We start from the raw sequence: 26,214 nt of genomic DNA, 5'->3' as shown, positions 1-26,214 counted from the left end.
TTGGCGGGAAAGGATGTGGCAGACATCAGATGTCCTCGATAGCCTGCTGCGGCTGTCCATTGACGACAGAGGAAGTGACCTTCGCGAAGGAGCAGCGCGCATGACCGAGCCGCACACCATGCCGCCGGAGAACACCCCGCCGACCGTGCCGCAGCTCGACGTCCGGGCCGCCGAACCACCGGCGGCCGACCCGCCGTCGACCGTCGGTGGGTTGACCGACCGCCCACCGGGTTATCCCAGCGCGCTGGTCTGGCTGCGCGCCGGGATCCTGCGGGACTGGCGCGGTGTGCTGGGCGCCTTCGTCGCCACCTGGTTCTACCTGCCGGTGGCGCTTCTCCTGGCCTTCTGGGGCGGCCTCAGCTTCGGCATCGTCGGCCTCTTCGCCGGCGGCGTCGGCGCGGACGACCAGGTGCCACAGGTGCTTCGCGACGCGCCGCTGATCGGCTCCCTGCTGGAGTCGTTCCTGAGCCGTTCCGGCGGGGTTCTCGGCGGTGTCGCGGGCTTCGCCGTCGGCTTCGTCGTCGGCTTCGTCAGCGTGCTGGTGCTGCCCTGGCTGGGTGCCGGTGACGGGCCCTTCACGGTGGTCACCGGCCTGCTCGGCACCGTCGTCGCGGCGGCGCTGATCGGGGTCCTCTACACCCTCTACCGGGTGCTGCTGGAACCGCGACTGCTCGTCGTCTCCGGCGCCCGCCAACCCAGCCGTCGCGAGGCCGCGCGGCTGCGACCCGTGCTCGACGACTGCGCGCGACGGCTCGGCCTGCCCAGCGTGCCGCGGCTGCTCATGGAGGACGACCCCGTCCTGAGCAACGCCCGCACGTACGCCCGGCACGTCGTGGTCACCACCGCGGTGCTCACCGAGGCCGACGACGAGATCGCCGCGCTGCTCAGTCACGAGCTGGTGCACTGGCGCACCGGGGACGAGATCACCAGCGCCTTCGTGCGTGGCGTCGGCCTGCCGCTCACCCTCGCGCACGCCCTGCCGACCTGGCTGATGCGGACGTTCCCCCATCCGGCCACCAACTTCGTGGTCTTCCTGTTCTTCTGGCCGGTGCTGCTCACCATGCGGTACGTGGTGCTGCCGCTGCACGCCCGTGACGTCCGGGCGGCGGAGTACCGGGCCGACCTCGGTGCCGTGCTCACCGGGCACGTCGACGGGATGCGCCGCATCCTGGAACGGCGGCTGTCCTTCGAGACCGGCCGCAGCGGCTGGGACGAGGCGGTCTGCGCCACCCACCCGCCGCACGAACTCCGGCTCGACGCGCTGGAACGGGCGACGCCGACCGGCGCGCCCGTCGGGGTGGCCGAGCCGGTCACCGTCGAGCGGCTGTTCAACCAACCCGGCCCGGTCGGGAGCCGCCGCACCTGGCTGCTGGTGGGTGTCCTCGCCCTGGTCGCCTGCCTCGGCGCCGGTGGGCTCAGCGCGGTGCAGTGGGCGTTCTTCCGCCCCCAGACGGCGGTCGAGGGCTTCTTCGGCGCGCTCGCCGACCGGGACAGCGAGGCCGCGCTCGGCTACCTGACCGACCAGGGCGCCGGCACCGACACCGAACGGCTCGGTCGACTGCTGCGCGGCGACGGCTACCAACCACCGACCGACGTCGAGGTCAGCTCGCTGGAACGCGACGGCGACAAGGCGACGGCCACCGTGGCGTACCGGCTGGCCGACGCGCCGCAGACCGCCACCCTCACGCTGGAGCGCGACCAGGAGGCCACCGCCGGGTTGTTCCACGGTTGGCGGTTGACCGGTGGGCCGATCCCGCTCAACTCGTCGATCGCCGACCCCGGGGTGAAGCTCAACGGGGTCGAGTTGCCGGTCGCCACCGAGGGGCCGCCGCTGGTGCTGCTGCCCGGTGCCTACACCGCCACCGGCCCGTCCAGCGCGCTCAGTGAGACGCCGAGCACGACGGTGCTGGCCGCACCGGGGCAGAGCGCGGCCACCCTGCAACTGACCCCCGTGCTCAAGCCGGCGGCGACCGAGGCCGTCGACGCCCGGGTCCGCGCCTGGCTGGACGAGTGCGCCAAGCAGACGGTCGCCGCGCCACCCGGTTGCCCGTTCCGCTACTACGGCGGGTCCGCGCAGAAGATCACCTGGAAGATCCTGGAATACCCGAAGGTCACCGTCGAGCTGACCGGCCCGAGCAGCGCCCGGGTGGCCACGCCGCTGCAGGGCCAGGGCCGGGTGCAGGTCAGCGGCACCACCACGTACTTCGGCACCAGCTCGCCGTTCACCGACGACAACGCGCTGACCGTCACCGGCGTCGCCACCGCCGACGGCGACACCGTCACCTTCCGACCCGCCTCCGACGACTGACCGGGAGACCCACCGTGACCGACAGCGACGCCGCGGCCCGGCTGCCCGTGCGGCTGACCATCAACCCCCGGCAGCGACAGCAGCCGTCGGTCGACCTGCTGACCTGGATCCACCGCCGCCCGGAGTACCGGCCGGTGGTCCGCCAGGCCGGCGGCGGTGGAGGCCGACCCGGTTTCAGCGACGCGGTGATCATCGCGGTGCTGGCCCAGGGCCTGCTGCCCGGTCTGTTCAACCTGTTGCAGACCTGGGTCGACCAGCAGCGCACCGAGGCCAGCATCCGGATCCAGACGGGGGACACCGAGGTGGAACTCCAGGTGAGCGGACGCACCGACTCCGCGCGCCTGCTGGCTCAGGCGACCGAGGCGCTGCGGGCCGCCCGGGAGCCCGGTCCGGACGCCGCCGACTGAGTCGGCGGCGTCCGGTGGCTCGGTGTCGGCGGCGCCCGGACCGGCGCGGGGGTCAGCTCGCCTTGGCGAGCGCCTCGAACTCGTCGTCGGTGAGCCGCACGTCGGCCGCGCCCACGTTCTCCTCCAGGTGCGCCACCGACGACGTACCGGGGATCGGCAGCATCACCGGCGAGCGGCGCAGCAGCCAGGCCAGCGCGAGCTGAGCGGGCGACGCGCCGTGCGCGGTGGAGATCGCGTCCAGCGGGCCGCCCGGACGGGCCAGCTCCCCGGTGGCGATCGGGTACCACGGGATGAACGCGAGGTCGTTGCGCTCGCAGTACTCCAGCACGTCCTCGGCGCTGCGGTTGGCGAGGTTGTACAGGTTCTGCACCGACGCGATCGTGGTGATCGCCCGGGACTCCTCGATCTGCGCGACGCTCACCTCGGACAAGCCGATGTGCTGGATCTTGCCCTCCTGCCGCAACAGCGCCAGCTCACCGAGTTGGTCGGCGAGCGGCACCTGCGGGTCGATCCGGTGCAGCTGGTAGAGCGGGATGCTGTCCAGGCCGAGGTGGCGCAGGCTCAGCTCACACTGCTGACGCAGGTACTCCGGGCGGCCCACCACCCGCCAGTCGCCCGGCCCGGACCGGGTGAACCCACCCTTGGTCGCGATGACCAGGTCGTCGGCGTACGGGTGCAGGGCCTCCCGGATCAGCAACTCCGAGACGAACGGCCCGTACGAGTCGGCGGTGTCGATGAACGTCACGCCCAGCTCGACCGCGCGGCGCAGCACCCGGACCGCCTCCGCCGGGTCCTTCGGGTCTCCCCAGACACCCGGACCGGTGATCTGCATCGCCCCGTAGCCGAGCCGATTGACGGTGACGTCGCCACCGATGCGGTACGTGCCGGACGCCTTAGCGGGCTGCTCACTGATGTTTGTCGCCATGGGCAGATCATCCCCTGGAATCCGGCCGTGACACCGCCGGTCCACCGACTGTGTGGCCGGACACGTCACCTGCCCGCCGACGCCGGTTGCCCGGAAGCGACGGGTACCGCCACCGCGTACGTGCGACGCTGACCAGGGCCGGTGCGAACCGGTGCGACGGCGAAGGGAGCACCCATGGCGGGAGCGCCGCAGGTCGACTTCGCGCTCGACACGTACGAGTGCATCGTGCTCTACCCCGGCGCGGCCGGGCGGGTGCTGCCCGCCGAGACCGTGCAGCGGTTGCAGGCCGAACACGCCGAGCACATGCAGGCGTTGCAGCGACGCGGCATCATCCTGGTCTCCGGCTCGATCGACGGAACGACGAGCAACCCGGAGCCCCCGATCGGCTTCGGGCTCGCCCGCACCGGCAGCGTCGAGGACGTGCGCAGCGTGCTGGAGGCCGACCCGGCGGTGCAGGCCGGGCTGTACCGGGTGGACGTGCTGACCTTCCTCTGCCCGGCCGGGTCTCTGGAGTTTCCGCTGGTCAAGGCCGGGAGCTGACTGGCCGGTCAATCGGCGGCTGTCGTGATGGTGACGGCGCTCGGCGGCCCTGCGGTGCTACGGTCGCCCCCAGCGAGGGCCGCCGCCGGGGCGCACCCGGAGCCATCGATCGGCCCCGGTCGAGGAGTCGCCATGAGCTCCGCCGCCACCGGTGATGTCGCGACGGCCACCGCCCGACTGCGGGCCCTGCTCGGCGACCGGCTGCACGAGCCGGGCGATCCCGAGTACGCCACCACCACCCGGCTCTGGAACGGCGCGGTCCAGCGCGCGCCCGCCCTGGTCGCGCACTGCCGGGACGCCGACGAGGTGGCCGACGCCGTCCGCATCGCCGCCCGGTGCCACCTGCCCCTGTCGGTCCGCTCCGGCGGGCACGACTGGGCCGGTCGGGCCCTGCGCGACGGCGGGCTGGTGCTCGACCTGACCGGGTTGCGGGCCGTCCGGGTGGACCCGGACTCGGCCACGGTGACGGTCGGCGGCGGCACCACGGCCGCCGGGCTGCTCGCCGCCGCCCGCCCGTACGACCTGGTGGTGCCCACCGGTGTGGTCGACGCCGTGGGCATGGCCGGGCTCAGCCTCGCCGGCGGGTACGGCCCGCTGGGCGGCCGGTTCGGGCTGACCGTGGACAACCTGCTCGGCGCGGAGGTGGTCCTCGCCGACGGCCGTCGGGTCACCGCCGACGCCCGGCACGACGCCGAGCTGTACTGGGCGTTGCGCGGCGGTGGCGGGAACCTCGGCATCGTGACCGAGCTGCGCTTCCGGGCGCACCGGCTGCCCGCCGTGCTGGCCGGCATGATCATGTTTCCGCTGGCCGAGGCGCCGGATGTGCTGCGCGGCTACGGCGCGCTGGTCGCCGAGGCCCCGGACGAGCTGACCGTGATGACCGGTTTCCTGCCCGGCCCGGCCGGCGAACCGGTGATCTTCGTCTGCCCCTTCCACAGCGGCCCGGACCTGGACGCCGGGCTGCCGTGGATGGACCGACTGCGCGCCCTGGGCACCCCGCTGGTCGACCAGATCGCCCCGATGCCGTACGCGGACGCCCTCCGGATGTTCGACGGCGGAATGGTCGACGGCAACCACTACCTGCTGCGCACCCGCTGGCTTCCCGCGCTCACCGACCGCGCCGTGGACGTGGTCGTCGACGCCGCCCGGCAGGTCAGCTCGCCGTTCTCCGCGCTGGCCGTGCACCACTTCCACGGTGCGGCCACCCGGGTCCGGCGGGCCGACACGGCGTTCGGGCTGCGCACCGAGCACCTGCTCGCCGAGATCATCGCGGTGTGGGCGCCCGGCGAGCGGGCCGAACCGCACCGTGACTGGGCCGAGCGCACCTCGACGGGGCTCGCCCCGCACGCCCTGCCCGGCGGTTACCCGAACCTGCTCGCCCCCGAGGAGACCGACCGGGTCCGGCTCGCCTACGGCGCGAACTGGCCGCGGCTGCGCCGCGCCAAGCACCGTTACGACCCCCGTGAGCTGCTCACCGCGGTGCCCACCCTGCCCCCGTCGGCGCACTGATGGCAGGCCGCCGCCGGGAGCACCCCGACAGCGCACGTCACCGGAGGCGTACGATTCCCGGCGCGCGGTCGCTGTTGCCCGTCGCCACAACGTTCCCGGCGTGGTTCCGCCCGTCGGCCCGACGCGCGCCGCGCGTCGTTGGACACATGTTCCGCTGCCTGCAATGGGTCGGTCCCGAGTCCGACCTGAAGGAGAGACTAGCCTGATGGGCGTGACACGCCGCGCGAAGATCGTCTGCACTCTTGGTCCCGCCACCTCGTCCCCGGAGCGCATCCGGGGTCTCGTCGAGGCCGGCATGAACGTGGCGAGGCTCAACTTCAGCCACGGCAGCCACGCCGACCACGCGGCGGTCTATCGACTGGTCCGGGAGGCGTCCGAGGCGGCAGGTAAGCCGGTGGCCGTCCTCGCCGACCTCCAGGGCCCCAAGATCCGCCTCGGCAAGTTCGCCGACGGCCCGCACGAGTGGCGCACCGGCGACTCGGTCGTGATCACCGGCGACGACATCCTCGGCACCAAGGAGCGGGTCTCCTGCACCTACACCAAGCTGCCGCACGAGGTGAAGCCCGGTGACCGGCTGCTGATCGACGACGGCCGCGTCGCCGTCGAGGTCAGCGACGTCACCGGCAACGACATCCGCTGCCTCGTCACCGAGGGTGGCCCGGTCTCCAACAACAAGGGCGTCTCGCTGCCCAACGTGGCGGTCAGCGTGCCCGCCATGTCGGACAAGGACGCCGAGGACCTGCGCTTCTCCCTCGGGCTCGGCGTCGACCTGGTCGCGCTCTCCTTCGTCCGCTCGGCGGAGGACATCAAGCTCGTGCACGGCATCATGGCCGAGGAGGGCGTGTTCCGCCCGGTGCTGGCCAAGGTCGAGAAGCCGGAGGCGGTGGACGAGCTCGAGGCCATCGTGCTGGCCTTCGACGGCGTCATGGTCGCCCGCGGTGACCTCGGCGTCGAGATGCCGCTGGACCAGGTCCCCCTGGTGCAGAAGCGCGCCGTGCAGCTGTGCCGGGAGAACGCCAAGCCGGTCATCGTGGCCACCCAGATGCTCGACTCCATGATCGAGAATTCCCGCCCCACCCGCGCGGAGGCCTCCGACGTCGCCAACGCCGTGCTCGACGGCGCGGACGCCGTGATGCTCTCCGGCGAGACCAGCGTCGGCAAGTACCCGGTGCTGACCGTCAGCACCATGGCCAAGATCGTGACGACCACCGAGTCCGGCTCGATCGGCGTTCCCCGCCTGCAGCACGACCCGCGTACCCACGGTGGCGCACTCACCGTCGCCGCCTCGTCGATCGCCCGGGCCATCAACGCCAAGGCGCTGGTCGCCTTCTCGCAGACCGGCGACACCGTCCGACGGCTGTCCCGCCTGCACTGCGACCTGCCGCTGCTGGCCTTCACGCCGGTCCCCGAGGTGCGCGACCAGCTCGCCCTCACCTGGGGCGTGGAGACCTTCCTGATGCCGTTCGTGCAGCACACCGACGACATGTTCCGTCAGGTCGACCAGGCGCTGCTCGGCCTCAACCGGGCCAACCCCGGTGACTACGTGGTGATCGTGGCGGGCAGCCCGCCCGGCACCCCCGGCTCGACCAACACGCTGCGCGTACACCAGCTCGGTTCGCTGGTCGACGCGGCGTCGGCGCGGGCCCTGCAGTGAGCGACGGTCGGGTCGCGGTCGGCCAGGCCGCCGTGGACCAGCTCCTGGAAGTGCTGGACCTCGACCCGACCGGCGAGATGACCTTCCGGGGGATGAGCCCCCCGGTCGGTCCGCAACGGGTGTACGGCGGCCAGGTCGCCGGTCAGGCCCTGGTCGCCGCGGGCCGCACCGTCGACCCGGAGCGGTTCGTGCACTCCCTGCACGGCTACTTCGTCCGCCCCGGTGACCCGGTCGAACCGATCGAGTACCAGGTGGAGAACATCCGCGACGGACGGTCGTTCTCGGTCCGCCGCTCGGTCGCACTCCAGCACGGCAAGCCGATCTTCTTCATGTCGGCGTCGTTCCAGCGGGCCGAGGAGGGGCTGGACCACCAGGTCACCGCCCCGCTGGACGTACCCCTGCCGCAGGATGTGCCGACGATGGCCGACCGGCTCGCCCGCTACCCGGAGCGGCTCGGCATCTGGGGTCAGATCCCGCGACCGATCGACGTGCGTTACGTGGGGGAGCCCGGCTGGGTGCGCCCCGGTGACCGGCCCGCCGACCCGCACCAGCGGGTCTGGATGCGCATCGACGGCAAACTGCCCGACGATCCGCTGCTGCACGCCTGCGCGCTCACCTACGCCTCGGATCTCACCCTGCTCGACTCGGTGCTCTCCGCGCACGGTGAGGTGTGGGGCCCGGGCGGGCTCGTCGGCGCGAGCCTGGACCACGCCCTGTGGTTCCACCGGCCCTTTCGCGCCGACGAGTGGTTCCTCTACGACTGCCTGAGTCCGTCGGCGTCCGGGGCCCGCGGGCTGGCCACCGGCCGGATGTTCACCACCGACGGCCAGCAGATCGCCAGCGCCGTCCAGGAGGGTCTGCTGCGCCGCGTCGGCGCCTGACGCCCTCGTCATCCCCGCCCGGCCCCTGGCGGGGATGACGAGAGTCAGCCCTGGTGGATCGCCTCGCCGGCGATCTCGATCTGCACCGTCTTACCGACCAGCACCCCGCCGCTCTCCAGGACGACGTTCCACAGCAGACCGTAGTCCTCACGGTTGATCTCGGCCGTCGCGCTGAACCCGAAGATGTTCTGCCCGTACGGATCCTGACGTGCGCCGCCGAAGTTCACCTCCAGGTCCACCGCCCGGGTGATCCCCTTCACCGTCAACTCACCGGTGAGGACGAATCGTCCGGGAATGCCGTCGGACTGCGGCGGAACAATGTGACTGCGGCCTCGTCCGCCCAGCCGGTGGTTGCGCAGCCGGGCCCACTGGAATATCGGGTTGTCGTTGCCCTGCCATTTGATGCCGGTGCTTCGATATTCGAGGGTGGGATAACGCTCCACGTCGAGGAAGTCGGCGCTCTTGAGATGCGTGTCCCGGTCACCGCTCCCGGTGGTGATGCTGGCCGACATGATGGTCGCCGTGACCGAGGAGAGCAGCGGATCCTCCGCCACGAAGACCTGTGCGCTGGCCTCGGCGAACTCGCCGCGTACCGGGCTCACCATCATGTGCCGGGACAGGAAACCGATCCGCTTGTGCGCCTGATCGAGAAGATAGGTGCCGGCCACCGGGATGGTCATGCCATCCCAGGTACGTGTCGCGGTATCGGTCATCGTGGTGCCTTCCCCCCGAGGATGCCCGGGCGTTTATCAATATCTTGCCGGCGGTCGGGTAAACGGCCAGGCAGTCGTACTCCCGCCCAGCATAAGGAGGCTCCCGAACCGCATTTCGGCCCCCACCGTTCGGTGGATCATGAGGCAGCTCACGCGTCCCCGGCGGTGGCCTCGGCCGGTGTGCTGCGCGCGTCCCCGACGGTGGCCGTCGACGGGGTTTCCGCGCGTGGCTGTGGTCGGTGTTATGGGCGCGTCCCCGGCGGTGGCCTCGGCCGGGGATTCCGCGCATCCCGGGCGGTGGCTGTAGTCAGTGTTCTGCGCGCGTCTTTGGTGGTGGCTGTGGTGGGTGTACTGCGCGCGTCTTTGGTGGTGGCTGTGGTGGGTGTACTGCGCGTCCCCAGCGGTGGCCGTCGCCGCTGCCCGGCGGGGCCTCTCATCGGTTCCCGGCAGCGACCGCGGAGCGCCCGACCGGCGTCCGTTCCGATCGGTGTGTGTCCGATCGGCCGAGGGTCGCCCGCCCGCCTGGTTGACCAGCGACTAACCTTGCCGGCATGCGCCTCTCCGCCCGGGTCGACTACGCCCTCCGCGCGGCCGCCGAACTCGCCGCGACGGCCAGCGGTCCCGGGCGCGGCCGCCCGGTCACCGCCGACCAGATCGCTCGAGCTCAGGAGATCCCACCGAAGTTCCTGGAGAGCATCCTGCTCCAGCTGCGGCGCGGCGGCATCGTGCACGCCCAGCGTGGCCCGGAGGGCGGCTACTGGCTGGCCCGCCCCGCCGAGGAGATCTCCCTCGCCGAGGTCATCCGGGTGATCGACGGGCCCCTCGCACACGTACGCGGGCAGCGCCCGGAACAACTCGGCTACCACGGCCCGGCCCGGGCGCTGCAGGAAGTCTGGATCGCGCTGCGGGCGAGCGAACGCGAAATCCTCGAACTGGTGAGCGTCGCCGACGTGGCCGCAGGCACCCTGCCCGCACGGGTCACCGAGTTGGTAGCCGACCCGCGCGCCTGGACCTGAGCTTCGCCCGTTCCCCACCAGGGCGCGATGGTGTCCTTAGGTCGGCTAGGGTCCGCGCCGACCGGCTCTGGCGCCGTTCCGACACACCGACCGGCGTGGCTCAGGCGAGATCTTGGACAGTTTCCGTTCAGCGCGAACGGAAACTGTCCAAGATCTCCCGGTGGTGAGACGTTTTGGTGGTCGAGGCGACGGAGATCGCCGCGCCTGCGCTGTGTCGCGCGGTGGTCCTGCGCGATCAGTCCTGCCCCGCAGACCCAGATCGATGCGGGCGAGAGCCGACCGCTCGCCCGCATCGGTGACCAAGAGGGTTACGTCGGCGTGCGCCAGGCGTCGGTGTGCGCCAGGTGTCGGCGTGCGCCAGGTGTCGGCGTGCGCCAGGTGTCGGCGTGCGCCACACGTCGGCGTCCCATCCACCGATCGGGGGCTTGACCCTGGCTGCCCCGTGCCGCATTGTCGACCAAGTCGATAGGAGATACCGAAAAGTCAGGGGGCGCTCGTGCGCAAGCTACTGGTCCTCGCTCTGGTCGGGCTCGTCGCGCAGTTGATCGATGGTTCGCTCGGCATGGCGTACGGGCTGACCTCGTCCACGCTGCTGTTGGTCGCCGGAGTCGCCCCGGCTGCCGCCTCGGCGTCGGTGCACCTGGCCGAGATCGGCACCACGCTCGCCGCCGGGGTCGCTCACTGGCGGTTCGGCAACGTCGACTGGCGAGTGGTGACCCGCATCGCCCTGCCCGGCGCGATCGGGGCCTTCGCCGGCGCCACCCTGCTCAGCTCGATCTCCACCGAGGCCGCCGCGCCGTGGATGGCCGGCATCCTCTTCGCCCTCGGCGCGTACCTGCTGGTCCGCTTCGCCCGACCGCTGCGCACCGGTCGGGTCGGCGGGCGGCTCCGCGGTCGCTTTCTCGGCCCACTCGGCCTGGTCGCCGGCTTCGTCGACGCGACCGGCGGCGGTGGGTGGGGCCCGGTGGCCACCCCGGCGCTGCTGGTGTCCGGCCGCATGGAGCCCCGCAAGGTGATCGGCTCGGTGGACACCGCCGAGTTCGTCGTGGCCGGCGCGGCCAGTGTCGGGTTCCTCATCGGGCTGGGCACCGAGGGGTTCCTGCTACCCACCGTCGCCGCGCTGCTGGTCGGCGGACTCATCGCCGCCCCGCTGGCGGCCTGGCTGGTACGAATCGTGCCCGCCCAACTGCTCGGCGCGGCGATCGGCGGCGTGATCGTGTTGACCAATGCCCGCACCCTGATCCGTTCCGCCGAACTCGACGGACCTGTCCGCCCCACCCTGTACGCACTGCTGGCCGTCGGCTGGCTTGCCGCCCTGGTGCTGGCCGTGCGGGCCCTGCGCCGAACCCGGCAGGCCCGCGCCGAGGAAGCCGCGGCGGCGAACGCCTCTTCCGCGCCCGCCCCGGCCGCCCTCGTCGGCGCTGCCGCCGCCGTCGTGGTCCCGGCCGATCTGACCCCATCGGGTACGCCTCACCCACGCTGAACCCCACCCCCACCCGCGTGCCCGTGACCGCGTGCCCGTCCCTGTCCCCGCGCTCGTCCCCGCCCGCGTGCCCGTCCCTGTCCCCGCGCTCGTCCCCGCCCGCGTGCCCGTCCCTGTCCCCGCGCTCGTCCCCGCCCGCGTGCTCGGTCGACGGGCGCACCCGTCACCGGGCCCCAATGGTCACGGCTGACCTTTCCGCCAGGCGCTCCTCGCCAAGATCGGGCAAGATCCAGGATGTAGTGGTATCCCGGCGCTTCGTGGCCACTACATCCTGGTTCGAGCATGACCTTGACGGCTGCCGGCGTTCGACCCGCTCCCGGTCGGCCGCGCGACGGGTTCGTGGTCAAGATCCGCGCAACATCAGGGATGTTGCTGTTTCCCGCGTGTCTGAGGCAGCAACATCCCTGATGTTGTGAGGATCTTGGGCGCGGGGCGCGGGGCGCGGGGCGCGGGGCGCGGGGCGCGGGGCGCGGGGCGCGGGGCGCGGGGCGCGGGGCGCGGGGCGCGGGGCGCGGGGCGCGGGGCGCGGGGCGCGGGGCGCGGGGCGCGGGGCGCAGGGCGGCGCGGCGCGGAGCGGGGTGTCTGCGGGGGGCGGGGCGCGGGTCAGGGGTTGAGTAGATCCTGGGCCGTGGTGGCGAGCAGGGTCCAGGCGTCGTCGACGTGCTTGTCGGTGGTCTGCGGGGAGCCGATGGCCATCCGCAGCGTGTAGCGGCCGGCGATTCGGGTGTGCGTCAGGTGGACGCGGCCGGTGGCGTTCACCGAGGTCAGCAGTGCGGCGTTGACGTCGTCGTCGGCGCGTAGCCGGAAGCAGACAAGCGCGAACGGGTGCGCGGCCGCCAGCTCGAACCGGTCGTCGGAGCGAACCTGTTCGGCGAATCGTGCGGCGAGCCGCACGCCGGAGCGGATGTGTGCCTGCAGTCCTTCGGCGCCGTACCAGCGCAGCACGAACCACAGCTTCAGGGCCCGGAAGCGTCGGCCCAGCGGCACCTGCCAGTCGCGGTAGTCGATCACCGCGCCGGAGTCGGAGGCCGCGTTGCGGAGGAATTCCGGAAGCACGGTCAGTGCCTCGATCAGCTCGGCCCGGTCGGCCACCCAGAACGCGTCGCAGTCGAAGCCGGTGAGCAGCCACTTGTGTGGGTCGAAGCAGTACGAATCGGCGTACTCCAGGCCGGCGTGTGACCACCGCAGTTCGGGGCAGACGGCGGCGGCGCCCGCGTACGCGGCGTCGACGTGCAGCCAGATGCCGTACTCCGCGCAGATGGCCCCGATCTCCGGTATCGGGTCGACGGCGGTGGTGGAGGTGGTGCCGATGGTGGCCACCACGACGGCCGGTACGTCCCCGGCGGCGAGGTCGGCTTCGATGGCGGCGCGTAGCGCGGCGGGCAGCATCGCCTGGGTGTCCGGGTCCACGTCGATCGTGCGGATCCCGTCGCTGCCCAGTCCGGCGATCCGGACGGCCTTCTCGATGGAGGAGTGCCCGTGGGTGGACGTGTAGGCGCGGTAGCGTCGGTCGATGCCGGTGTCGCGCCAGCGGCCCCCGCTGGCCCGGTGCAGAGCGGCGAGGGTGGCGACCAGGGTGGCTGAGGAGGCGGAGTCCTGGATGACGCCGCCGCCGCTGCCGGTGGAACGGAATCGCTGCGGCAGGTCCAGCAGGTGCGCCAGCCAGTCCATCACCACCGTTTCCAGTTCGGTGCAGGCCGGACTGGCCGCCCACAGCATGCCCTGCACGCCGAGCCCGGAGCTGACCAGGTCGCCGAGCACGCTGGGGCCGGAGGTGTTGGCCGGGAAGTAGCCGAAGAAGCTGGGGTGCTGCCAGTGGGTCAGCCCCGGTACGACGATCGCGTCCAGGTCGGCGAGGAGCGCCTCGACCGGTTCGCCGCCGGTGGTGGGTGGGGTGGTGGGGAGGGCGGCGGCGACAGTGCCGGGCGGGTCGGACGGGGCGACCGGCCGTTGCCCGACTGTCGCCCAGTAGTCGGCGATCCAGTCGACGACGGCGTGGCCGGCGCGGCGGAACTCGTCGGGGTCCATGTGTGCAGCGGTCACCCCAACGAGTTGATCAGGCATCGATCGTGGGCGCAAGACCCGGAATCGCGGTGACGTGCGTCGATATTGCGAAGCGGAAAGCGCTTGCCCTACGATGCGGCTTGAGTCGGATCCGTGAGTTCCAGGGCGTTCACCCCCCGATCAGACCGCCGTCCGCCGCCGCCGCGGCCGGGCCGATCCACTGTGCTCCCCGGGCCGGGCCAGTGGGCCACAGCGGTCGTCACCGGATCCCCGGAGGCAGCTCATGCACCCGTCCAGACATCGGCTGATCCTGCTCGCCGGTACGACGGCCGCCGCCGTCGTGGCCGGCACCCTCGCCACGGTCGCCGCCTCGGCCGCGGCCGTCGGCTGCCGCGTCGACTACCAGATCACGAACCAGTGGCAGGGCGGCTTCAGTGCCAACGTCGCCGTCACCAACCTCGGCGACCCGGTCAACGGGTGGGCCCTCACCTGGTCGTACGCCGCCGGCCAGCAGGTCACCCAGGCGTGGAACGCCACCGTCACGCAGTCCGGCGCCCGGGTCACCGCCCGCAACGTCGACCACAACGCGAGCCTCGCCACGAACGGCTCCGCCTCGTTCGGCTTCAACGGTTCGTGGACGGGCAGCAACCCGGTGCCCGGCAGCTTCGCGCTCAACGGCACCACCTGCACCGGCGCCCCACCCACCGACGAGCCGACCACCCCGCCGCCGACCACGCCACCGCCCACCACGCCGCCCCCGACCAGCGGGGGACTGCAGATGGAGAACCTGGACCGGGGCCTGATCAGCGTCCGCTCCGGCGGCGGAAACCTGGTCTCCTGGCGGCTGCTCGGCACCGAGAACTCCGCCGTGTCGTTCCACCTCTACCGGGGCTCGACCAGGGTCAACGCCAGCCCGATCACCGGCGCCACCAACTACCTCGACAGCGGCGCGGCGGCCGGCTCGGCGTACACCGTGCGGGCCGTCGTCGGCGGTGTCGAGCAGGCGGCGTCGGCACCGGCGCTGCAGTTCGGCGCGGGTTACCTGGACGTGCCGTTGCAGGTTCCGGCCGGCGGCAGCACGCCCAGCGGCGAGAGTTACACGTACAGCGCCAACGACGCCTCGGTCGGTGACCTGAACGGTGACGGCACCTACGAGATCGTGCTCAAGTGGGATCCGTCGAACGCCAAGGACAACTCCCAGTCCGGCTACACCGGCAACGTCTACGTGGACGCATACACCCTCACCGGCACCCGGCTGTGGCGGGTCGACCTCGGCCGCAACATCCGGGCGGGCGCCCACTACACCCAGTTCCAGGTGTACGACTACGACGGTGACGGCCGCGCCGAGGTGGCCATGAAGACCGCCGACGGCACCCGTTCCGGCACCGGTCAGGTCATCGGGTCCTCGTCGGCGGACCACCGCAACTCCAGCGGTTACGTGCTCAGCGGCCCGGAGTACCTGACCATGTTCAACGGTCAGACCGGCGCGATCCTCTCCACGGTCGCCTACGATCCGCCGCGCGGCACCGTGTCGTCCTGGGGCGACTCGTACGGCAACCGGGTGGACCGCTTCCTCGCCGGCACCGCGTACCTGGACGGGCAGCGCCCTTCACTGATCATGGCCAGGGGTTACTACACGCGTGCGGTGATCGCGGCCTGGGACTTCCGCAACGGCACGCTGACCAAGCGCTGGACGTTCGACTCGAACTCGTCGGGTAACGGCGCCGCCGCCGGTCAGGGCAACCACCAGCTCTCCGTCGCCGACGTCGACGGCGACGGCCGTCAGGAGATCGTGTACGGCGCGGCCACCATCGACGACAACGGTCGGCTCCTGCACTCCACCGGCAACGGGCACGGCGACGCCCTGCACGTCGGGGACCTCGACCCGAGCCGCTCCGGCCTGGAGGTGTTCAAGGTCGACGAGGACGGCAGCAAGCCCAGCTCCTACTTCGCCGACGCCCGTACCGGTCAGGTGCTCTGGTCCACGCCGGCCTCCGGGGACAACGGTCGGGGTGTCTCGGCGGACATCTGGGCGGGCAGCCCTGGGGCGGAGTCGTGGTCGTCGGCGGCCTCCGGGCTGGCCGACACCAGGGGGCAGAACATCGGCCGTAAGCCGTCGTCGGCGAACTTCCTCGCCTGGTGGGACGGCGACCCGGTGCGGGAACTGCTGGACGGCACGAAGATCGACAAGTACGGCACCGGCGGCGAGACCCGGCTGCTCGACGGCAGCGGGGTGGCCTCCAACAACGGCACCAAGTCCACGCCGGCGCTCTCCGGCGACATCCTCGGTGACTGGCGCGAAGAGGTGATCTGGCGGACCACCGACAGCCGGGCGTTGCGCATCTACAGCACACCCACCCCGACCAGCGTCCGGCTCTACACCCTGATGCACGACCCGCAGTACCGGGTGGCCATCGCCTGGCAGAACACCGCCTACAACCAGCCGCCGCACCCAGGGTTCTTCATCGGCAACGGGATGGGCAGCACCCCGCCCACGCCGAACATCCACCTACGCTGATCTGACCCCTGGCGGTCCCGGACCGGGTCGCCTAAGGTGGCAGGCACCGGGCCGCAGCCGCGGAATCCGCTCAGCTCCGGCCCGGTGCGCCACACCGCGGCACTCTCGACCCGTCCCGACCGAGAGTGCCGTACCACCACCGGAACCAACATTAGGCACCGTCGGGGTCGGCGGGGTGACGCTGACGTGAAGATCGTGTTTCACGCCGTCCGGCGCAGACCGCCCGCCACCTGCTCGGCGATCAGCTCGTACGACCGCACCCGGTCGGCGACGTCGTACACGAGCGTGGTCAGCATCAGCTCGTCCGCGCCGGTGCGCTCCACCAGCTCGGTCAGCTGCCGGCGTACCGTCTCCGGTGAGCCCATCGCCTGCCCGTCGCGGCGTTGCAGGACGAACTCCCTCTCGAACTCGGAGTACGGGTACGCCGCCGCCTCGTCGGGCGTCGACAGCGGCTCGGGCCGCCCGGAGCGCAGCTTCAGGAACGACAACGCGCTCGGCCCGGCCAGCCACTCGGCCCGCTCGTCGGTCTCGGCGCACACCGCGTTGACCGCCACCATCGCGTACGGCTTGTCCAACCACTGCGACGGCCGGAAGTGCTGGCGGTACAGGGCGAGCGCCGGCAGGGTGTTCGCCGAGCTGAAGTGGTGCGCGAACGAGAACGGCAGACCGAGCAGCCCGGCGAGTTGGGCGCTGAAGCCGCTGGAGCCGAGCAGCCACACGGCCGGCTGCGCACCCCGACCCGGCATGGCGATGATCTGCCCCGGCTTCTCCCCGCTGAAGTAGTTCATCAGGTCCGCCAGCTCGCGCGGGAAGTGCTCCGCGGACAGGCCCTCCATGGTGCGCCGCAACGCCAGCGCGGTCACCTGGTCGGTGCCCGGCGCCCGGCCGATGCCCAGGTCGATCCGACCGGGGTGCAGCGCTTCGAGGGTGCCGAACTGCTCGGCCACCACCAGCGGCGCGTGGTTGGGCAACATCACCCCACCAGAACCGAGGCGGATCGTCGAGGTGTTCGCGGCGAGGTGGGCCAGCAGCACCGCCGGAGCCGAGCTGGCGATCGCCGGCATGTTGTGGTGCTCGGCCACCCAGAACCGGTGGTAGCCCAGTTCCTCGGTGCGTCGCGCCAGCTCGGTGGTGGCCTCCAGGGCCGCGCCGACGGTGGTGCCCTTGGCGACCGGAGCAAGATCAAGAACAGACAACGGTACGGTGATCACACGGGGTGCCAACTCCCCGGCCTGCCCGTTCATTCCAACCGCCGGTCAACCCATCCCGCGCGCCTGCTCGAAGATCAGGCTGGTCTGGGTGTGCTGCACCACCGGATCGACAGCCAGGTGATCCAGCACGAAGTCCCGTAACGCGTCACCGGACGCCGCCCGCACGTGCAGCACGTAGTCGTCCGCGCCGGCCACGTGGAACACCGACACCACCCCCGGCAGTCGCACCGACCGGGCCCGGAACGCGTCCACCGCCGCCCGCTCGTGCGCGGTCAGCCGTACCGACACCAACGCCTGCAACGGCAGACCGAGCGCGGCCGGATCCACCTCCGCGTGGAAACCACGGATCGCGCCCCGCTCACGCAGCGCCCGGGTACGGGTCAGGCACGTCGACGGCGCGACCCCCACCCGCTCGGCGAGGGCGTTGTTCGGCAGGCGACCGTCCGCGGCCAGTTCGGCGAGGATCGCGCGGTCCACCTCGTCCAGGGCCGGATACGGCCGCACATCGTTCGGCTCAGGAGGCATTCGGCCATCCTCGCCCGAACCCGCCACCGAAACCAGGCCGATCGACAGAATGATCTGCCGAAGCATTGCCTGTTCATTGGTAGATGTTCGACGCTACCGGCATGACGACGGTGGACACCCGGGCCGTACACGCCGGCCGCGACGACCTACGCGCCCTCGGCGTGCACGTGCCACCCATCGACCTCTCCACCACCAACCCGCTGCCCTCGGTCGACGACGGCGGCGCCGCATACGAGCAGCTCGCCACCGGCGGCACCCTCCCCGCCGACGGCAGCGCCGTCTACCAGCGGCTCTGGAACCCCACCGTCGCCCGCTTCGAAACCGCCCTCGCCGCACTGGAGGGCACCGCCCAGGCCGTCGCCTTCGCCAGCGGCATGGCCGCCCTCACCGCCACCGTGCTCGCCGCCACCCGCGACGACCGCCGGCACGTCGTCGCCGTCCGCCCCCTCTACGGCGGAACCGACCACGTCCTCGCCAGCGGGCTGCTCGGCACCACAGTCACCTGGGCGCGACCCGACGAGGTCGCCGCCGCCATCCGACCCGACACCGCCCTGGTCGTCGTCGAGACACCCGCCAACCCCACAGTCGACCTGGTCGACATCGCCGCCCTCGCCGCGCAGGCCGGCGACGTCCCACTGCTGGTCGACAACACCGTCGCCACCCCCGTGCTGCAACAACCCGCCCGGCACGGCGCCGCCCTCGTCCTGCACAGCGCCACCAAGAGCATCGGCGGACACGGCGACGTGCTCGCCGGTGTCGTCGCCTGCGACGCCGACTGGGCCGCGCGCCTACGGCAGGTCCGCGCGGTCACCGGCGCGATCCTGCACCCGCTCGGCGGCTACCTCCTGCACCGCGGCCTGCAAACCCTGCCACTGCGGGTCCGCGCCCAACAGGCCACCGCCGAGAAACTCGCCGGCTGGCTCGCCGACCACCCCGCCGTACACCGGGTGCACCACCCCTCGACGCACGACCCGGCGGCGCTGGTCGGCCGCCAGATGGCCGGACCCGGCAGCCTGCTCGCCTTCGAGGTACGCGGCGGCGCACCCGCCGCGGCGACCGTCGCCGGCGCCTGCCAGCTCATCACCCACGCGGTCTCGCTCGGCGGCGTCGACACCCTCATCCAGCACCCGGCCTCGCTCACCCACCGACCGGTCGAGGGCGACGCGAAACCCGACGCCGCGCTGCTGCGCCTCTCGGTCGGTCTCGAAGACCCCGAGGACCTGCGCGCCGACCTCGCCCGGGCGCTCGACGCGATCGCCTGATCAGCGCAGCTCGCGGTTGCCCAGCACCCGCGTCGCTCCCGCGCCACCCGCAGCATCGCCTGACCGATCCGGTCGCCCGGGTCCGCGACACCGCTCCGGGTTCCTGCCCTAGCCTGGGAGTGTGGATCTAAGGGTGTTTCCGGCCTGACCCGCCGGGCGTTGTGCCTGGTGAGGAGGGTGCCGTGATGACCGCGACACTGAACGACCAGACCGGACGTAAGAAGCGGGCCGAGCCGTCGGCGGAGGCGAAGGCCGCCGCCGAGCTGGTCCGGGCCGCTAAGGAACAAGGGCTGTCGTTGACGGGCCCGGACGGGTTGCTCAAGCAGTTGACCAAGACGGTCTTGGAGACCGCGCTCAACGAGGAGATGACCGAGCATCTCGGTTACGAGAAACACGACCAGGCCGCTGCTGGGTCGGGCAACGTCCGCAACGGAACCCGGTCGAAGACGGTGCTGACCGACAGCACCGGTCCGGTACAGATCGACGTGCCGCGGGACCGGGCCGGCACGTTCGACCCGCAAATCGTCCGCAAGCGGCAGCGGCGCCTGTCCGGGGTCGACGAGGTCGTGTTGTCGCTGTATGCCAAAGGCCTCACGACCGGGGAGATCTCGGCGCACTTCGCCGAGATCTATGGGGCTTCGGTGTCGAAGGAGACGATCTCGCGAATCACCGACAAGGTGATCGAGGAGATGGTCGACTGGTCGCACCGCCCGTTGGACGAGATCTACGCGGCGGTGTTCATCGACGCGATCGTGGTCAAGGTCCGTGACGGGCAGGTCGCCAACCGGCCGTTCTACGCGGCGATCGGGGTCACCCTCGACGGGGAGAAGGACATCCTCGGGCTGTGGGCCGGCACCGGTGGTGAGGGCGCGAAGTTCTGGATGAGCGTGCTGACCGACCTGCGCAACCGAGGCGTGAAGGATGTGTTCTTCCTCGTCTGCGACGGGCTCAAAGGCCTGCCCGAGGTCGTCACCAATGTGTGGCCCCGCGCGGTGGTGCAGACGTGCATCATCCACCTGATCCGCAACACCTTCCGGCTCACCTCCCGCAAGTACTGGGACGCGCTCAAGCACGACATCAAGCCGATCTACACCGCCGTCAACGCCCAAGCTGCCAGGGCAGCGTTCGACGATCTCGCCGACAAGTGGGGCGGCCGGTATCCGGCGGTGATCCGCCTGTGGGACAACGCCTGGGCCGAATTCGTCCCGTTCCTCGACTACGACGTCGAAATCCGGCGGGTGATCTGCTCGACCAACGCGATCGAGTCGTTGAACGCCCGCTACCGACGGGCCGTGAAAGCCCGCGGCCACTTCCCCAACGAGCAGGCCGCGTTGAAGTGTCTATACCTGGTGACCCGGTCCCTGGACCCCACCGGAGCAGGCAGAACCCGATGGACGATGCGCTGGAAACCCGCGTTGAACGCCTTCGCCATCACCTTCAGCGACCGCTTCCCAGCCGCTGAAACCTACTAACCAAGATCGCCGGAAACACCCTTAGCGAGACAGCCCCCCTAGCCTCGGCCTTTCGCCCCCAACTGTTGATTAAGGGGGGTCGTTGAGGCGGGTCTGTGGATCTTTTGCATGGTTGTTCGGGCTGGTGGCCGGGGTGAGTGGCCGGGGTCCTCCGGGTGTTCGTGGTGGTGGGATAGTGGGTTCAGGTGATGGGCCGGGGTAGCGCGGCGAGGCGGTTGAACGCGGCGGCGAGGACGGTGGCCCAGGGCCAGTGTCCGGCGATGCGCAGGCGGGTGCGGCGGGCGGATCGGGTGATCTGGGCGGGGACGTGCAAGAGCTGGTAGCGCCGTTTCTTCGGTTCGGCGTTGGTCAGTTCGCCTTTCAGGAGCAAAGTTTGGTTCCAGGCGAGCATTTCACGTTCCCGATTCGCCACCACCGCCAGCCTTCATGAAGGTGCGAGGCTAGGCGTCAAGCGGGCCGTGACGGTCAACCGATTCCGCTGCCTGAATCAATGCTCGGGAATCGACTGGATGACCCCGTCGGACCTTGAGTCTTGCTAATTACAGCCGAACTAAGTTATACGCGCCACCCCGGAGAAGTGGGGTGGCGCGTATAACTTAATTCACTGACTCTAAGTCTAGCCCCACGTGGAAAGGGAGTCGGCGTAGATTTGCGTACCTGCTCCGCCGGTGCAGACCGCAGTCGAGGTCCCCGAACCATTACGTGCAGGGCCAGTGCGGACCCAGCTGTTACCGGCGCTGTCGATGCAGTAGGCAACAGCGGCGAACCACTGCGGTCCGCCGCCCTTGTTGCAGGTGTAGCTGACGGAGGTGCTGGTGAGGCTCTTCGTGCAGACGCCGACAGCGGACGCGGCGGAAGGTGCTGCGAGAATCGATCCCGCTACCAGCACCGGCACTGCGATCCTTGTGAATGCCCTCTTCATCTTGGCTCCCCGTTTCCCTAGGTGAGATGGCTTGCAACGAAACCTAACGTCTAATAGATCTATTTGCAACCCGCTATTGCTCTTGAAGGGCCGGGGCGACCCTGCTAGGGTCGAGTTCACTTGGCGCCCAGAGGCGGCACAACCACCCCGTGGCGTCGTGCCGGCGTTAAACCAAAGTTGCCTTATGCGATTTGTGGAATTGGCTAGCCGCCGGGTTCGCCGGCCTGCATATAGGCGGCGCTCATCCGCGCATCAAGTGTGGATCGTTATTCGGGCTGGCCCGGCCCGGCACCTCACCACGTGCTGCGTCGCTGGTTGCAGTTCTGATCGTGCTCAGGCTCACCCAATGAAGGCCGCTCTCCGCGACTGCAGACGGGCAATGCAGGCGGTGCAGCATGCCACAGCGCGTCGTCATCCGCTGGGTGCACCGACCGGTACCCCCCATCTAGGGGATCGGGTGTGGGGATGGCCGGTGTTGCGGTTGCGGCGCAGTCAGGACTTCGGGCCGACGTGCCGGTCCAGCGTGGCGACCGCGTCGCGTCGCGCCACCGACAGCGAGTTTCGTCGGTTCATCCGCCAGGCGACGCCGAGCAGGTCGAGGCCCCACTGGCAGAGCCCCATGATGTCGGCCGACTCGTTGACGAACATGTAACGCGGATAGATGTAGTGCCGACCTCGCGTCGTGACCCGGTTGGCTGTTCGGCAGCCGTCGGAGTGGAAGAGCCCGCGCAGGAAGTCACCGGGATGATCTTCGAGAATCGGCCGTTGCCAGTCGGTCAGGACGATCGGTCGGTCGTGCTTCTTGCCCGGACCGTGCTGTGGCAGCAGGCACGGCCAGTGGCTGCCGTAACTCTGCACGCCGACGCAGCCCTGTTTCTGGACCCGCTGCACCTTAGCGGCGAGCACAGCACGCATGGTCGCGTCACATGCCTCGATCAGCCCTGGCCAGGCGTTGGAGCAGTAGATGCGCAAGACCGGCACCCGGGCCGTCGTGACCAGATGGCCATCGCCGAGGTACAGACCGAGCAGATAGGCGTAGGCACGGGGGTCTGTCGGACTGTCGACACCCTCACGGCAGCGGAAGCACCTGAGCTGCGTGCCCTGGAACTTCGCCTCGGGTCTGTCGTTGCACCAGTGCCAGACGGTCCGATAGGGCAGGCCGGTAGCACGAGCCGTGTCAGCAACCGTGCTGCCAGCAAGGAAGAGTTGCCGCGCACGCGCGCGGATCTCGGGTGGATGCACGAGACCATGCTCGAACATCCGTACGACATTAATTTGTGCCCTCGGTGGGATTCGAACCCACACTGTATGGAGTTTGAGACCATTGCCTGCTGCCAGTTGGGCTACGAGGGCGCTTCCCTGATTCAGCACTGACAGGATACCCACTACGCTGAGGGCGGTGACACCCGGCTGGGCGGGTGCCGCGTTCGAACTGGTGGGGGTAGGGCTGGTGGCTGAGATGCCGACGGATGCCGAGCGCAGGCGCGTACTGATCGCCGAGGACGAGGCGCTGATCCGGCTGGACCTCGCCGAGATGCTTGTCGAAGAGGGTTACGAGGTGGTGGGGGAGGCCGGTGACGGCGAGACAGCCGTCCGCCTCGCCGAGGAGCTGAAGCCCGATCTGGTCATCCTCGACATCAAGATGCCGATCATGGACGGGCTGGCCGCCGCCGAGCGCATCGCCGGCGCGCGGATCGCTCCGGTGATCATCCTCACCGCGTTCAGCCAGCGTGACCTGGTGGAGCGGGCGCGGGCGGCGGGCGCGATGGCGTACCTCGTGAAGCCCTTCCAGAAGAGCGACCTGGTCCCGGCGGTGGAGATCGCGCTGTCGCGCTACTCGGAGGTCGCGGCCCTGGAGGCGGAGGTCGCGAGCCTGACCGACCGTCTGGAGATCCGCAAGGCGGTGGAACGGGCCAAGGGCGCGCTGATGACGACCTACGGGATGACCGAGCCGCAGGCGTTCAAGTGGATCCAGCGCACGGCGATGGACCACCGGATGACCATGAAGGAGGTCGCCGAGCGGATCCTCGCGGAGACCGCCGGCGGCGAGGTGTCGCAGCAGCCCACCGTCTGAGCGCCTGATCCGGCCCGCGCGGGGCCGCCGGGCGTGACCTCCGGTGGTTAGCATCGACGCGTGTCCGTCCGACGGGTGATCGCGGTGTTCGGCCTCTTCACGCTGGCGCTCGCCGGGTGCGACGGGTCGGGCGGCGGCGCGCCGACGACGCCTCCCGCGTCGGCGTCGCGACCGGCCTGGCAACCGCTGACGCTGCCGGTGCCGCCGGGCGGTGCGGGGCGTCCGGTGGTACGCGACGCGGCGGCATGCGCGGGCCGGTGGTTCGTGGTCGGTGGCGTCGTCGACGCCGAGGGCGGCACGCGTCCGGCGGCCTGGACCAGTGTGGACGGTACGACCTGGACGGTGCTGCCGGTGCGTCCGGAATCGTTCTACGGTCGGCAGAACGTGTTCCTGTCGGTGGCCTGCCGGGATGGGAAGGCGGCGCTGATCGGCGCGAAGGTCGGTGGGGCGCACGGCTATCCGCGGGTGAGCACGTGGCGGCAGGTGGCCGACGGCGCGCTGGTCGAGGTGCAGGCGTCGTTCGAGACGTACGGCGGGCCGACGGCGGTGAACGTGTCCCGTCTGGCGGCCGGTCCCCAGGGTTGGCTGATCGTCGGCAACCGTTCGGCGGGGGCGGCCTCCTGGGTGGGTTCGCCGGACGCGGCGGAGTTCACGCTGGTCGAGGGTGCGCCGGAGTTGGCCAGTGATCCGGTGGGGGTGACCTGGGCGTTCGACTCGGTGGCGACGTCGGCGGGTTGGCTGGCGGTGGGTGGTCTCCTGCCTGTCGGTCGGATCGACCGGGATCCGGCGTTCTGGTCGTCGCCGGACGGGCGGTCGTGGCGGCGCACGGTGCTGCCGGGCGGTTCGGAGTACGAGGAGTTGCAGCGGGTGGCGCTGGTCGGCGGGGTGCCGGTGGCGGTCGGCCTGCGTGGCGGGACGTTCGGCGCGTGGCGGCAGGAGGCGGCGGGCTGGGTGGCGGCCGGGACGTTCGGGCGGCGGGCCGGCGCGGGGGTGCCGGCGGTGGCGTCGCTGGTGTCGTCGGGCGATCGGCTGTTCGCCGCGGTGGTCGACGGGGCGCGGCATTCGGTGTGGGTGTCGGCGGATCGTGGTGGGTCGTGGCGGGAGGCCGCGCTGCCACTCGACGTGCCGGCGGGCGTCGACCGGGACGTGACGCTGGTGGCGGTTGGTGACCGGTGGTGGTTGGCTGCGGACGACGGCACCCGGGCCGGGCTGTGGTGGGCGAACGGGTCCGGGGTCTGAAAGTCGACTGTGCTGTGCCGGCCCGCCCCGATCACGCTGTTTCCGCTGCTCAGGGCGCTGTTCATCGGCTTGAAGCGGCCCGTGTGAGCGTGGGTGGTATTCGACCGGGGCGTGGGCTTAAGGACCGTCTGGCCGATTCACCTGTGACGGACATCGACAAGATTGCCCACGTCTTCGTAACGGTTTCGCAGACCCCGCGTTCAGGCCTTCCGGGACGGTATGCGGTGTCGGTACGCTCCGCCATCACGAGCCGTAACGCAGGGGGCGTCCCTGCGGGGTGGGTGGAATTGCGGTCTGCTGCTGTCGCCGTCGCTTCGGGTCAGCCGGGTCGCATCTGGAGGAGGTCAGGAAGCCGTGAGGCGAAGCTATGTACGGGCGCTGGGCACCGTTGCGCTCGCCGCGACCCTGGTGGTCGCGGCTGGTTGCCAGGATTCCGGTGGCGGCGAGGGTGGGACCGCGTCGGGTGACTGCGGTGGCAAGATCGCGATCTTCGGCGCGTTCACGGGTGACAACGCGGGTCTGGTGATCCCGTCGCTGAACGGCGCGAACCTCGCCGTGGAGCAGTTCAACGCGGCGAACCCGGACTGCAAGGTCACCATGCAGCCGTTCGACACCCAGGGTGACCCCGCGGTGGCGACCCCGTTCGCGAACCAGATCGCGGGCGACAACTCGTTCCTCGGTGTCATCGGTGGTCACTTCTCCGGTGAGTCGGACGCGACGATGCCGATCTACCAGGCCGCCGGCCTGGCGATGGTCAGCCCCTCGGCGACCCGGACGGACCTGACCCAGAAGGGCAACACGTCCTTCTACCGCGTGGTCGGCAACGACGGCACGCAGGCCGGTGCGGTGGCGAGCTACTTGAAGTCCCAGAACGCGCAGAAGGTCTTCATGGTCGACGACGCCAGCGCCTACGGCGCCGGCATCACCGACGAGCTGGGCAAGCAGCTCGGCCCGCTGGTCGTGAACAAGGACAAGATCCAGGAGCGGCAGACGCAGTTCGACGCCACCGTCTCCAAGATCAAGGCCGCGCAGGCGGACTTCGTCTTCTACGGCGGTTACACCCGTGAGGCCGCTCCGCTGGTGAAGCAGATGCGTGCCGCCGGCGTCAACGCCAAGTTCGTCGGCCCGGACGGTCTCTACGACACCGCGTTCCCGAAGGGCGCCTCTGGTGGCGCCGAGGGCGCGATCATCACCTGCCCGTGCCTCCCGGCCGACAAGGCCGGCGGCACCTTCTCCGCCGACTACCAGAAGAAGTTCGGCATCCCGCCGGGCTCCTACGGCGCCGAGGGCTTCGACGGCGCGATGATCTTCCTGGACGCCTTCAAGGCCGGCAAGAAGACCCGGGCGGACATCCTGGCGTTCGTGAAGTCGTACGACAAGCAGGGCGTGTCGAAGTACATCAAGTTCGACGCCAAGGGCGACGTCGACCCGACGAAGGTCGTCATCTGGGCCTACCAGATCAAGGGCGAGGCCATCGAGCCGCTGCAGGAGCTCAAGCTCAGCTGACGCCCCACGAAATGGAGTGCGGCCGGGGTGTCTCACCCCGGCCGC

21 protein-coding genes and 1 tRNA gene are annotated in these 26,214 nt (G+C 70.8%); 14 read left to right on the top strand and 8 right to left on the bottom strand.

Going from position 1 to position 26,214, the window contains the following annotated elements:
• Nucleotides 1–100: 100 nt before the first annotated feature.
• Complete coding sequence (locus tag O7616_RS27085) at nucleotides 101–2,308, top strand: M48 family metalloprotease (RefSeq protein ID WP_282304574.1); 2,208 nt, start codon at nucleotides 101–103, stop codon at nucleotides 2,306–2,308.
• 14 nt (nucleotides 2,309–2,322) lie between these two features.
• Nucleotides 2,323–2,715, top strand: a complete 393-nt coding sequence (locus tag O7616_RS27080) for a hypothetical protein (protein WP_282257694.1) — start codon at nucleotides 2,323–2,325, stop codon at nucleotides 2,713–2,715.
• 52 nt (nucleotides 2,716–2,767) lie between these two features.
• On the opposite strand, the gene O7616_RS27075 is transcribed toward O7616_RS27080, so the two are convergent.
• The gene (locus O7616_RS27075; protein WP_282304573.1) at nucleotides 2,768–3,640 is read right to left on the bottom strand and encodes an aldo/keto reductase; all 873 of its coding nucleotides are present in this window, start codon (nucleotides 3,638–3,640) and stop codon (nucleotides 2,768–2,770) included.
• Between the two features lie 174 nt (nucleotides 3,641–3,814).
• On the opposite strand from O7616_RS27075, the gene O7616_RS27070 reads away from it, so the two are divergent.
• From O7616_RS27070 to O7616_RS27055, 4 genes are all read left to right on the top strand, one after another.
• Nucleotides 3,815–4,180 (top strand): YciI family protein, encoded by a 366-nt coding sequence (locus O7616_RS27070; RefSeq protein ID WP_282304572.1) that lies wholly within the window; start codon nucleotides 3,815–3,817, stop codon nucleotides 4,178–4,180.
• A gap of 132 nt (nucleotides 4,181–4,312) precedes the next feature.
• Entirely contained in the window at nucleotides 4,313–5,689 is a 1,377-nt protein-coding gene (locus O7616_RS27065) for an FAD-binding oxidoreductase (protein ID WP_282304571.1), read from the top strand.
• Nucleotides 5,690–5,894: 205 nt separating this feature from the next.
• Nucleotides 5,895–7,343, top strand: a complete 1,449-nt coding sequence (gene pyk, locus O7616_RS27060; RefSeq protein ID WP_282304570.1) for a pyruvate kinase — start codon at nucleotides 5,895–5,897, stop codon at nucleotides 7,341–7,343.
• Nucleotides 7,340–8,224, top strand: a complete 885-nt coding sequence (locus O7616_RS27055) for an acyl-CoA thioesterase II (RefSeq protein ID WP_282304569.1) — start codon at nucleotides 7,340–7,342, stop codon at nucleotides 8,222–8,224. The genes pyk and O7616_RS27055 overlap by 4 nt, the downstream gene beginning before the upstream one ends.
• Nucleotides 8,225–8,268: 44 nt before the next feature.
• Here the strand turns inward: O7616_RS27055 and O7616_RS27050 are convergent, their stop codons facing one another.
• Nucleotides 8,269–8,904, bottom strand: coding sequence for a YceI family protein (locus O7616_RS27050; RefSeq protein ID WP_282304568.1), 636 nt, complete (start codon nucleotides 8,902–8,904; stop codon nucleotides 8,269–8,271).
• 584 nt (nucleotides 8,905–9,488) lie between these two features.
• On the opposite strand from O7616_RS27050, the gene O7616_RS27045 reads away from it, so the two are divergent.
• Both O7616_RS27045 and O7616_RS27040 read left to right on the top strand, forming a co-directional pair.
• On the top strand, nucleotides 9,489–9,953 hold the full coding sequence (locus tag O7616_RS27045) for an Rrf2 family transcriptional regulator (protein ID WP_088988497.1): 465 nt from the start codon (nucleotides 9,489–9,491) through the stop codon (nucleotides 9,951–9,953).
• Nucleotides 9,954–10,449: 496 nt separating this feature from the next.
• A complete protein-coding gene (locus tag O7616_RS27040; RefSeq protein ID WP_282304567.1) occupies nucleotides 10,450–11,436 on the top strand; it encodes a sulfite exporter TauE/SafE family protein in 987 nt (328 codons plus the stop codon).
• 603 nt (nucleotides 11,437–12,039) lie between these two features.
• On the opposite strand, the gene O7616_RS27035 is transcribed toward O7616_RS27040, so the two are convergent.
• Nucleotides 12,040–13,479, bottom strand: coding sequence for a pyridoxal-dependent decarboxylase (locus tag O7616_RS27035; RefSeq protein ID WP_282304566.1), 1,440 nt, complete (start codon nucleotides 13,477–13,479; stop codon nucleotides 12,040–12,042).
• Between the two features lie 244 nt (nucleotides 13,480–13,723).
• Here O7616_RS27035 and O7616_RS27030 point away from each other — a divergent pair, with 244 nt between their 5' ends.
• Complete coding sequence (locus O7616_RS27030; RefSeq protein WP_282304565.1) at nucleotides 13,724–15,958, top strand: cellulose binding domain-containing protein; 2,235 nt, start codon at nucleotides 13,724–13,726, stop codon at nucleotides 15,956–15,958.
• A gap of 200 nt (nucleotides 15,959–16,158) precedes the next feature.
• On the opposite strand, the gene O7616_RS27025 is transcribed toward O7616_RS27030, so the two are convergent.
• Both O7616_RS27025 and O7616_RS27020 read right to left on the bottom strand, forming a co-directional pair.
• On the bottom strand, nucleotides 16,159–17,202 hold the full coding sequence (locus O7616_RS27025; RefSeq protein WP_282304564.1) for an LLM class flavin-dependent oxidoreductase: 1,044 nt from the start codon (nucleotides 17,200–17,202) through the stop codon (nucleotides 16,159–16,161).
• A 12-nt stretch (nucleotides 17,203–17,214) separates the two neighbouring features.
• Nucleotides 17,215–17,694: an Lrp/AsnC family transcriptional regulator gene (locus O7616_RS27020; protein ID WP_282304563.1), complete on the bottom strand. Its 480-nt coding sequence runs from the start codon at nucleotides 17,692–17,694 to the stop codon at nucleotides 17,215–17,217.
• Between the two features lie 83 nt (nucleotides 17,695–17,777).
• Between O7616_RS27020 and O7616_RS27015 the strand changes: the two genes are divergently transcribed.
• Together O7616_RS27015 and O7616_RS27010 are read left to right on the top strand one after the other, a co-directional pair.
• Nucleotides 17,778–18,956 (top strand): aminotransferase class I/II-fold pyridoxal phosphate-dependent enzyme, encoded by a 1,179-nt coding sequence (locus O7616_RS27015; protein ID WP_282304562.1) that lies wholly within the window; start codon nucleotides 17,778–17,780, stop codon nucleotides 18,954–18,956.
• A 185-nt stretch (nucleotides 18,957–19,141) separates the two neighbouring features.
• On the top strand, nucleotides 19,142–20,428 hold the full coding sequence (locus O7616_RS27010; protein WP_282302854.1) for an IS256 family transposase: 1,287 nt from the start codon (nucleotides 19,142–19,144) through the stop codon (nucleotides 20,426–20,428).
• Nucleotides 20,429–20,609: 181 nt separating this feature from the next.
• Here the strand turns inward: O7616_RS27010 and O7616_RS27005 are convergent, their stop codons facing one another.
• The 3 genes from O7616_RS27005 to O7616_RS26995 all read right to left on the bottom strand — a co-directional run bounded on the left by O7616_RS27005 (nucleotide 20,610) and on the right by O7616_RS26995 (nucleotide 22,703).
• The gene (locus O7616_RS27005) at nucleotides 20,610–20,840 is read right to left on the bottom strand and encodes a transposase (RefSeq protein WP_282304561.1); all 231 of its coding nucleotides are present in this window, start codon (nucleotides 20,838–20,840) and stop codon (nucleotides 20,610–20,612) included.
• Nucleotides 20,841–21,842: 1,002 nt separating this feature from the next.
• Nucleotides 21,843–22,610 (bottom strand): transcriptional regulator, encoded by a 768-nt coding sequence (locus tag O7616_RS27000; protein ID WP_282304560.1) that lies wholly within the window; start codon nucleotides 22,608–22,610, stop codon nucleotides 21,843–21,845.
• A gap of 18 nt (nucleotides 22,611–22,628) precedes the next feature.
• Nucleotides 22,629–22,703: transfer RNA gene (locus O7616_RS26995), tRNA-Leu, on the bottom strand.
• A gap of 97 nt (nucleotides 22,704–22,800) precedes the next feature.
• On the opposite strand from O7616_RS26995, the gene O7616_RS26990 reads away from it, so the two are divergent.
• The 3 genes from O7616_RS26990 to O7616_RS26980 all read left to right on the top strand — a co-directional run bounded on the left by O7616_RS26990 (nucleotide 22,801) and on the right by O7616_RS26980 (nucleotide 26,169).
• On the top strand, nucleotides 22,801–23,424 hold the full coding sequence (locus tag O7616_RS26990) for a response regulator (RefSeq protein ID WP_088991522.1): 624 nt from the start codon (nucleotides 22,801–22,803) through the stop codon (nucleotides 23,422–23,424).
• A gap of 60 nt (nucleotides 23,425–23,484) precedes the next feature.
• Complete coding sequence (locus tag O7616_RS26985) at nucleotides 23,485–24,663, top strand: hypothetical protein (protein ID WP_282304559.1); 1,179 nt, start codon at nucleotides 23,485–23,487, stop codon at nucleotides 24,661–24,663.
• A gap of 354 nt (nucleotides 24,664–25,017) precedes the next feature.
• The gene (locus O7616_RS26980) at nucleotides 25,018–26,169 is read left to right on the top strand and encodes a branched-chain amino acid ABC transporter substrate-binding protein (protein ID WP_282304558.1); all 1,152 of its coding nucleotides are present in this window, start codon (nucleotides 25,018–25,020) and stop codon (nucleotides 26,167–26,169) included.
• Nucleotides 26,170–26,214 lie beyond the last annotated feature (45 nt).

Origin of the sequence: Micromonospora sp. WMMD964, assembly GCF_029581455.1 — a bacterium.
In the GTDB taxonomy this organism is placed as follows: Bacteria; Actinomycetota; Actinomycetes; order Mycobacteriales; family Micromonosporaceae; genus Micromonospora.
The sequence above is the reverse complement of the archived record's forward strand: the minus strand, read 5'-3'. Positions and strand labels throughout refer to the sequence as shown.